The 8368-nt window shown below is 65.4% G+C and carries 9 protein-coding genes; 4 read left to right on the forward strand and 5 right to left on the reverse strand.

Annotation, left to right across the window (positions count from 1 at the left end; all coding sequences use genetic code 11):
* The 3 genes from AX681_RS04780 to AX681_RS04790 all read left to right on the forward strand — a co-directional run.
* The coding region (locus AX681_RS04780) for a homocysteine S-methyltransferase family protein (RefSeq protein WP_197424233.1) at positions 1 to 456 on the forward strand (456 nt) is incomplete at its 5' end.
* Between the two features lie 86 nt (positions 457 to 542).
* A complete protein-coding gene (gene metH, locus AX681_RS04785) occupies positions 543 to 3146 on the forward strand; it encodes a methionine synthase (RefSeq protein WP_066659670.1) in 2604 nt (867 codons plus the stop codon).
* A gap of 49 nt (positions 3147 to 3195) precedes the next feature.
* Positions 3196 to 4632 (forward strand): tetratricopeptide repeat protein, encoded by a 1437-nt coding sequence (locus tag AX681_RS04790; protein ID WP_197421899.1) that lies wholly within the window; start codon positions 3196 to 3198, stop codon positions 4630 to 4632.
* A gap of 85 nt (positions 4633 to 4717) precedes the next feature.
* Here the strand turns inward: AX681_RS04790 and arsB are convergent, their stop codons facing one another.
* Genes arsB through AX681_RS04810 form a run of 4 tightly spaced genes read right to left on the reverse strand, consistent with a single transcriptional unit; the run spans position 4718 to position 7028 of the window.
* Positions 4718 to 5761 (reverse strand): ACR3 family arsenite efflux transporter, encoded by a 1044-nt coding sequence (arsB, locus tag AX681_RS04795; RefSeq protein ID WP_066659665.1) that lies wholly within the window; start codon positions 5759 to 5761, stop codon positions 4718 to 4720.
* 10 nt (positions 5762 to 5771) lie between these two features.
* Positions 5772 to 6203 (reverse strand): arsenate reductase (glutaredoxin), encoded by a 432-nt coding sequence (gene arsC, locus AX681_RS04800; RefSeq protein WP_066659663.1) that lies wholly within the window; start codon positions 6201 to 6203, stop codon positions 5772 to 5774.
* Positions 6204 to 6213: 10 nt separating this feature from the next.
* Positions 6214 to 6693 (reverse strand): ArsI/CadI family heavy metal resistance metalloenzyme, encoded by a 480-nt coding sequence (locus tag AX681_RS04805; RefSeq protein ID WP_066659661.1) that lies wholly within the window; start codon positions 6691 to 6693, stop codon positions 6214 to 6216.
* Entirely contained in the window at positions 6690 to 7028 is a 339-nt protein-coding gene (locus AX681_RS04810; protein WP_066659659.1) for an ArsR/SmtB family transcription factor, read from the reverse strand. The genes AX681_RS04805 and AX681_RS04810 overlap by 4 nt, the downstream gene beginning before the upstream one ends.
* A 139-nt stretch (positions 7029 to 7167) precedes the next feature.
* Between AX681_RS04810 and AX681_RS04815 the strand changes: the two genes are divergently transcribed.
* A complete protein-coding gene (locus tag AX681_RS04815; protein ID WP_066659657.1) occupies positions 7168 to 7605 on the forward strand; it encodes a hypothetical protein in 438 nt (145 codons plus the stop codon).
* Here AX681_RS04815 and AX681_RS04820 read toward each other — a convergent pair.
* Positions 7583 to 8368, reverse strand: a 786-nt coding sequence (locus AX681_RS04820; protein ID WP_197424234.1) for a transglutaminase-like domain-containing protein, incomplete at its 5' end; no start/stop codon positions are given. The genes AX681_RS04815 and AX681_RS04820 overlap by 23 nt on opposite strands.

Here is an 8368-nt window from a genome sequence, read left to right on the forward strand (position 1 = left end):
GCGCTGGGCCGCGACCTGCCGATCATGATGTCGATGACGCTGACCGACCTGTCGGGCCGCAACCTATCGGGCCATACGGTCGAAGCGTTCTGGGCCGCGATCCGCCACGCCAAGCCGGTGACGATCGGGCTCAACTGCTCGTTCGGCGCGGAGCAGCTGCGCCCGCATGTCGCGACGCTGTCCAAGCTCTGCGACACGCTGATCATGGTGTACCCGAACGCGGGCCTGCCCAACGAACTGGGCGCCTATGACGAGGCGCCGCACACCACGGCGGGGCTGGTCAAGGATTGGGCCGATCAGGGCCAGGTCAACATCCTGGGCGGCTGCTGCGGATCGACCCCGGCGCATATCAAGGCGATTGCCGATGCGGTGAAGGACTTGCCGCCGCGCGCGATCCCGACGCCGCCGGTGCGGACCCAGCTTGCGGGGCTGGAGCCGTTCGTGATGGCGGCTTGACCGTCGCCCCGGCGCAGGCCGGGGCTGCCATGTTTCTGCACCCAATCTAGCGGCCCCGGCCTTCGCCGGGGCGACGAAAGACTGAAATGACCTCGACCACCACCTCCACCGCCTTCGTCAATATCGGCGAGCGCACCAACGTCACCGGATCTGCCAAGTTCAAGAAGCTGATCATGGCCGGCGACTATACTGCTGCGGTCGAGGTCGCGCGGCAGCAGGTCGAGAATGGCGCGCAGGTGATCGACGTCAACATGGACGAAGGCCTGCTCGACGCGCATGAGGCGATGACGACCTTCCTCAAGCTGATTGCTGCAGAACCGGACATCGCGCGCGTGCCGGTGATGATCGACAGCTCCAAATGGGACGTGATCGAAGCGGGGCTGAAGTGCGTTTCGGGCAAGCCGATCGTCAATTCGATCAGCATGAAGGAGGGCGTGCCGCAATTCCTGGAGCATGCGCGCAAGTGCATGGCCTATGGCGCGGCGGTCGTGGTGATGGCGTTCGACGAGGTCGGCCAGGCCGATACCAAGGAGCGCAAGGTCGAGATTTGCGAGCGCGCCTACAAGGAGCTGATGGCGATCGGCTTCCCGCCCGAGGACATCATCTTCGACGCCAACGTCTTCGCGGTCGCGACCGGCATCGAGGAGCATAATAATTACGGCGTCGACTTCATCGAGGCGGTGAAGGAGATCAAGGCGCGCTGCCCGCATGTCCATTTCTCGGGCGGTCTGTCGAACCTCAGCTTCTCGTTCCGCGGCAACGAGCCGGTGCGCCGCGCGATGCACAGCGTGTTCCTGTACCACGCGATCCCCGCCGGCCTCGACATGGCGATCGTCAATGCCGGTCAGCTCGACGTCTATGACACGATCGATCTCGAGTTGCGCACGGCGTGCGAGGATGTGATCCTCAACCGCGATTCCGAGGCGGGCGACCGGCTGGTCGCGCTGGCCGAGAAGTTCCGTGGCACCGATGCGGTGGCGGAGAAGCAGGCGGCGGAGTGGCGCGGCTGGGCGGTCGAGAAGCGGCTGGAGCATGCGCTGGTCAAGGGCATCGACCAATATGTCGTCGAGGATACCGAGGAGTGCCGCCAGAAGGCCGCCAAGCCGATCGAGGTGATCGAAGGCCCGCTGATGGACGGGATGAACGTCGTCGGCGACCTCTTCGGGTCGGGCAAGATGTTCCTGCCGCAGGTGGTGAAGAGCGCGCGCGTGATGAAGAAGGCGGTCGCGCACCTCCTCCCCTATATCGAGGCGTCGAAGGAGCCGGGGGCGAAGGGCAAGGGCAAGGTCATCATGGCGACGGTCAAGGGCGACGTGCATGACATCGGCAAGAACATCGTCGGCGTCGTCCTGCAGTGCAACGGGTTCGAGGTGGTGGACCTGGGCGTGATGGTCCCGTGGTCAACGATCCTGCAGGCGGCGAACGAGAATGACGCCGACATGATCGGCCTGTCGGGCCTGATCACCCCCTCGCTCGACGAGATGGTGACGGTGGCCGAGGAGATGAAGCGTTCAGGCATGACCATGCCGCTGCTGATCGGCGGCGCGACGACGTCGAAGGTGCATACCGCGCTCAAGATCGCGCCGGCCTATGACGGGCCGGTGGTGCATGTGCTCGACGCCAGCCGCGCGGTGGGTGTGGCCACGACGCTCGTCTCCGACACGATCCGCGACGATTATGTCGCGAAGGTCGCGGACGAATATGAAGCGGTGCGGCAGGCGCGCGCGGGCAAGGGGCAGAGTGAGCTGCGCAGCCTGGAGGATGCACGCGCCAATGCGTTCGAGGCGGATTTCAGCCTGAAGCCCGGCAAGCCGCGCATGCCCGGCGTCCACACATTCCCCGACTGGGACCTGAAGGACCTGCGCCAATATATCGACTGGACGCCGTTCTTCCGCGCGTGGGAGCTGGCGGGCAATTACCCCGCGATCCTGGAGGACGAGGTGGTCGGCGAGAGCGCGACCAGCCTGTTCAACGACGCGCAGAAGATGCTCGACAAGATCATCGACGAACGCTGGCTCACCGCGCGCGGCGTGGCGGGGCTGTGGCCGTGCCGTCGCAAGGGTGACGACATCATCGTCCATGTCGAGGACGAGAAACATTATACGCTGCCGATGCTGCGCCAGCAGATCGCCAAGCGCGAAGGTCGGGCGAATATGTGCCTGGCCGACTTCATCGATCCTTCGGGCGACTGGATCGGCGGGTTCGCGGTGTCGATCCACGGGATCGAGCCGCATCTGGCGCGGTTCAAGGCGGCGATCGACGATTATTCGGACATCCTGCTCAAGGCACTGGCCGACCGTCTGGCCGAGGCGTTCGCCGAGCGGCTGCACCATTTCGTGCGCACGGCCCTGTGGGGCTATGCCGAGGGCGAGCAGCTGACCAACGAGGCGCTGATCAAGGAGCAATATCGCGGCATTCGCCCGGCACCCGGCTATCCCGCCTGCCCCGAGCACAGCCTGAAGCCGGTGCTGTTCGAGATGCTTGACGCGCACAAGGCGACCGGCATCAGCCTGACCGAGAGCTTTGCGATGCTGCCGACGGCGGCGGTCAGCGGCTTTTACTTCGGCCACCCGCAGAGCGAGTATTTCGGCGTGGCGCGCGTCGGGCGCGACCAGCTGGAGGATTATGCCGCGCGGCGCGGGATCAGCGTCGAGCTGGCGGAGCGGTATCTGCGGCCGAACCTGGACTGATGTCGCTGGCGCACTCGCGCGAGTCGGCATAGTCTCTTGGACCATGGTCGTGTTCCGTGTCGCCGCAGTCGTCCTTGCGCTGGTCTGGACTGTGGCTCCCGCGCTGGCGGAACGCTGGCGCGTCCGCGAAGCGTTCGAACTGGCCCGCGCCAAGGCCGATGATGTGCGCGCATGGGAGCTGATAGCACCCGAGATCGAGCGCTGCGAAGCCACGGCCTCAACGGCGGACGAATGCCTTGATCTGCTGCTTGCAGCGGCGGGAGCGGCGCGACGTGCCGGCCAAGCCAAGGCAAGCGAAATCGTCGCCCGCAAGGCCGTTGTAATTGCCGAAAAGTTCTTGCCGGCGGACGATCCGGATCGGGGCTTCGCTTATAACAATCTCGCGGTCGCCATCGATGAGAATGGCCGCGATAGCGAGGCGGAGACGTGGTATCGGAAGGCCATCGCGTTTCGGTCAAGTTTGAACCCGCCCCCGCTGGGCGACATTGCCTCTACCCGCTCCAGCTTGGCCGCCAATCTGACCGAGCAAGAGCGCTATCGCGAGGGCGAAGCGGAGGCACGGCAGGCCATAGCGATTTTCGAGCTGGCCAAAGACCCGACGCTGCCGGGTCTGATCGTTGCCTACAACAACCTCGCCTATAATCTGTCGCGTCAGATGCGTTTCGAGGAAGCGGAGGCGCTCTATCGCAAGGTCCTAGAGATCCGAACCAGAACCCTGCCACCGCGTCACCTGTTAGTCGCGGTGACGTTAGCCAATCTGGCGGACGTTCTCGCCTCCCAGCGGCGTTACGACCTGGCCTGGCCGATCCAACTGGACGTGTTGAAGATACGCACCGAAGCGCTGCCGAAGAACCATCCGGATACGGCCATAGCCTTCAGCAACTTGGGCGTGACGATGATGCGGATCGGTGACGCGGAATCGGCAATCGCACTGCATGTTAATGCAGTGAAAATCTGGCAGGAAATTTTGCCAGCGACACACCCGACGCTCGCCACCGGCTACAACAATCTGGGCGACGCGCTGAGCAACGCGGGTCGATACGATCAGGCGGAGACGATGTTCAACTTGGCGCTGGACATCTGGGAATCGGCGCTGCCCGCGACGCACTCAAGCATTGCGACAGGCTATATCAATCTTGCATCAGTCGCACGCAGCCAACGGCGACTGGACTCCGCCGAACACCGATACCGCAAAGCCGTGTCCATCTTGGCCGCCCGCCCGCCCAATTCGCCCTTGCGCATCTCGGCGATTGGTTTGCTAGGAGAGACGTTGGTGTTGGCTGGAAAGCCTGGTGCCGAAGCGCGCAGCCTCTTCAGAGAGGCGCAGCGCGGCGTGTTGGTGCGGTTGCAGTCGTTTCCCACTTCGGACATCGCCGTTCGCGCGGAACTGCGAGAGTATCGCGCGGTTTTCTTGGGTGAGATCACAACAGCTTGGTCGCTTACAGTTTCCCGACCAACGATACCGCCTTCAACTGTGCGACCTTGAATCTGCAGATCTCGATCCAGAGGATCGGCAGCACGCTTGGTCAGGTACTGGACGGATCGGCTCTGGAACCAAGCTCCGCGCTAACTCACGGAAAGCTGCCGCGCGTGCGGTTGGCGAAGGCGACGAGGCTGAGCATCACCGGCACCTCGACCAGCACGCCGACCACGGTGGCGAGCGCCGCGCCGCTCGACAGGCCGAACAGGCCGATCGCGACGGCGACTGCCAGTTCGAAGAAGTTCGACGTGCCGATCAGCGCGCACGGGGCGGCGATGTTGTGCGGCACGCGCCACGCCTTGGCCGCGGCATAGGCGATGGCGAAGATCGCATAGGACTGGATCAGGATCGGCACCGCGATCAGCGCGATCAGCAGCGGGTTGGCGACGATCGTTTCCGCCTGGAACGCGAACAGCAGCACCACGGTGGCGAGCAGGCCGATGATCGACCAGGGCTTGAGCCGCGCAGTGAAGGTATCGACCGCGCTGGCATCTCCGCCATGCGTGGCGACCACGCGGCTGCGGGTGATGGCTCCGGCCACCAGCGGGACCACGACATAGAGCGCGACCGACAGCAGCAGCGTCTGCCAAGGCACGACGATATCGGTGACGCCCAGCAGCAGCGCGACGATCGGGGCGAAGGCGACAATCATGACAAGGTCGTTCACCGACACCTGCACCAGCGTATAGGCCGGGTCGCCCTTCGTCATCTGCGCCCAGACGAACACCATCGCGGTGCAGGGGGCCGCACCGAGCAGGATCAGCCCGGCGATATATTGCTGGCCCAGGTCGCGGGGGATCAGACCGGCATAGATAAAGTCGAAGAACAGGATTGCGAGCGCGGCCATGGTGAAGGGCTTGATCAGCCAGTTCACGACCAAAGTGATCACCAGTCCCTTGGGCTTGCGCCCGACATCGCGGATGCTGGCGAAATCGACCCCGACCATCATCGGATAGATCATCGCCCACACCAGCACCGCGACGACCAGGTTGACCGAGGCAACTTCCAGCCCCGCCAGCAGCGTGGTGACGCCGGGCGCGATCAGGCCGAGGGCGAGACCGGCGAGGATCGCGAGCGCGACCCAGAGCGAAAGCCAGCGCTCGAACAGGCCGAGCGGGGAGGTTTGCGGTTGCATGATGATCCTGTCAGGAGAGTCGGTTGCCGGCGGCGTCGACGACCTGTTCGCCATCTTCCTTGGCGAAGGCGCCGCGCTGGGCGGTGGGGAGCAGGTCGAGCACCGCTTCGGACGGGCGGCACAGCGCGACGCCCAGCGGGGAGACGACCACCGGGCGGTTGATCAGCACCGGGTGCGCCATCATCGCGTCGAGCAGTGCGTCATCGGACAGCGCCGCGTCGTCGAGGCCGAGTTCGGCATAGGGCGTGCCCTTCTCCCGCAGCCACTCGCGCGGGGTCGCACCGGCGCGGGCGAGCAGATCGACCAGCAGCGCGCGGCTGGGTGGGGTCTTCAGATACTCCACCACATGCGGCTCGATCCCGGCATTGCGGATCATCGCCAGCGTGTTGCGCGACGTGCCGCAATCGGGATTGTGGTAGATGACGATATCGACCGGTGCCATCGCGCGGTCCTCAGCAGCAGGCGGTTTTGGGGCCGGGCACGGGTGGCGCGATTTGCGGCGCGCAGCATGCATCGGGGCGGGCATTGTCCGACAGCGCCGACAGGGCAGGGGAGTCGCCGTACACCGTCGCTTCGCCCTCGGTGAGGAACGCTTCCCACACCACGCCATCGGGATCGGCGATCCAGCTCTTTTCGCTCTTGGCGTAGCAACAGGTGGTCGCGCCTTCCTCCAGCACGGGGCGGTCGGCGGCGCGCAGGCGGCCATAGACCTCGACCAGCTCGTCGCCATCCTCGACCTGGATGCCGAGATGCTCGATTCCCGTGGCGGCGTGGTTGCCCGCCGAGATCGCGAAATTGACGCGCGGATCCTCCAGCATCCACTTGGCATAGTCCGGCTTGGTCACACTGGGCTCCGCGCCGAACAGGGTGGAATAGAAGGCGATCGAGCGATCGAGGTCGGTCACGCCGACATGGACATGCATGCGCTTCATGCGGATTTCCTTTCGGGCTGTTCTGCCGGGGCCGCGCATCCCGCGCCGCCGCAGCAATTTTCCATGAGATAGCCGAGCAGGCCGTTCATCGCGGTATAGTCGGCGGCATAGATCAGCGACCGTCCCTGACGGGTCTGGCTGACCAGACCCGCGCGGTTGAGATGGGCGAGATGGAAGGACAGCGACGACGCGGGGACGCCCAGCTTTTCGGCGATGATACCTGCGGGCAGGCCGTCCGGACCGGCCTGAACCAGCAGGCGGAACAGCGCGAGGCGATGTTCCTGCGCCAGTGCGGACAGGGCGGCAACGGCAGCAATGTCGTCCTTGATTTCCATATTTGTGGAAATATCGAATCGACGCGCAGGGTGCAAGCGTTATTTTGATAATAGTTGAAATATCGAAATGCCATTGAGATCGCGCCTGACTCGCGGCGCGAAATGGGTTAGGCTCGCGGAAACGACCGGAGCGCATGCCATGGCCAAGTTCCCGAAGATCGACAGCCCCTGTCCCTACAAGGCCGATCTGGCCGCGATCATGGACGGCGATTTCTGTCGCATGTGCAAGCGCGAGGTGTTCGACCTGTCCGGCTGGAGCGATGGCGAGCGCGTGGCGTTCCTGAAGGGATGCGAGACCGAGGTGTGCGTGCGCTACACGCTGCCGGTGCGGCCGGCGCTGGCCGCTGCGGCGCTGGCAGCGGCGGTGGTCGGGCTGCCGGCGGCAGCGCAGGATGTCGCCCCGACGCCGATCGAGGTTGCGACCCCGGACGAGGATTATGACATGATCATCGTCGGTGGGATCAAGGATCCCAAGGCGGTGGCGATGGTCGAGGATCCGGCCGATGCGACGTTGCCCGAACTGCCGGTGGTCTATGACGACGCGCCGCAGCCGGTCACGGTGAAGCCCGCGTCCTGACCTCCGCCAGCGATTGCCAGTCGAGCAGGCTGGCGAGCTGTCCCGCCGCCGCGATCGAGCGCGCATCGCCATCGCCGATGGTGAGAGCGATATGCGTGGCATCGAACCCGTCCAGCGACATGTCGAAGCTTCGCCAGGCGCCGTCGACATAAGCCAGCGTCCAGCTGTGCGGCATGAACACGTTGCTGACCCCGTGATAGCGTTCGCGCGAATAGACGAGGCCGCTGGCGACGCGGGTGGGGATGCCCGCCGCGCGTCCGAGTGCCGCAAGCACCACTGCATCTTCGGTGCAATCACCACTGCCCGAGGCGAGCGCATCGGCGGCGCTGCGATGGCCGGTAAAGTCGATGCGCTGCATCACCGTCCGGGCGCGGACCGCCAGTTCCTCCATCGTGCGCGCAGGCGATAGCTGGCGGCGGATCACCGGGCGGGCGAGCGCCAGGACGCGCGGATGGTCATGCTGCAGCCAGGCGGTGGCGCGGCGGGCACCGGCAAGGGTTCCCGGATCGCTGGGCAGGCCGGGGCCGCAGCGGATACAGATATCGAGCGTCACGCCGGTCGCACCGGCGCTGACCCGCTGCTCGCCCGTTACGGGCGGGGCGAACGCGATGCCGTCGATGAAGCCGAAGCGGTAGCGGATATGGCCCTGCGCGGCGGCGGGGCCGATCCGCACCGGCGACTTGGCCATGACGTTGCGCAGCAGGCGATAGGGCGGATGCGGGCGCAGCGCGGTGTCGCGATTGGCGGGGCGGGTGGTGACCGC

Source organism: Sphingomonas sp. CCH9-E2 (assembly GCF_001557215.1).
In the GTDB taxonomy this organism is placed as follows: domain Bacteria; phylum Pseudomonadota; class Alphaproteobacteria; order Sphingomonadales; family Sphingomonadaceae; genus Sphingomonas.

What these genes read in the sequence shown, in the direction of transcription:
- metH (WP_066659670.1), top strand. Translation starts at nt 543, where the DNA reads ATGACCTCGACCACCACCTCCACCGCCTTCGTCAATATCGGCGAGCGC.
- arsB (WP_066659665.1), bottom strand. Translation starts at nt 5,761, where the DNA reads ATGCAACCGCAAACCTCCCCGCTCGGCCTGTTCGAGCGCTGGCTTTCG.
- arsC (WP_066659663.1), bottom strand. Translation starts at nt 6,203, where the DNA reads ATGGCACCGGTCGATATCGTCATCTACCACAATCCCGATTGCGGCACG.
- AX681_RS04805 (WP_066659661.1), bottom strand. Translation starts at nt 6,693, where the DNA reads ATGAAGCGCATGCATGTCCATGTCGGCGTGACCGACCTCGATCGCTCG.
- AX681_RS04810 (WP_066659659.1), bottom strand. Translation starts at nt 7,028, where the DNA reads ATGGAAATCAAGGACGACATTGCTGCCGTTGCCGCCCTGTCCGCACTG.
- AX681_RS04815 (WP_066659657.1), top strand. Translation starts at nt 7,168, where the DNA reads ATGGCCAAGTTCCCGAAGATCGACAGCCCCTGTCCCTACAAGGCCGAT.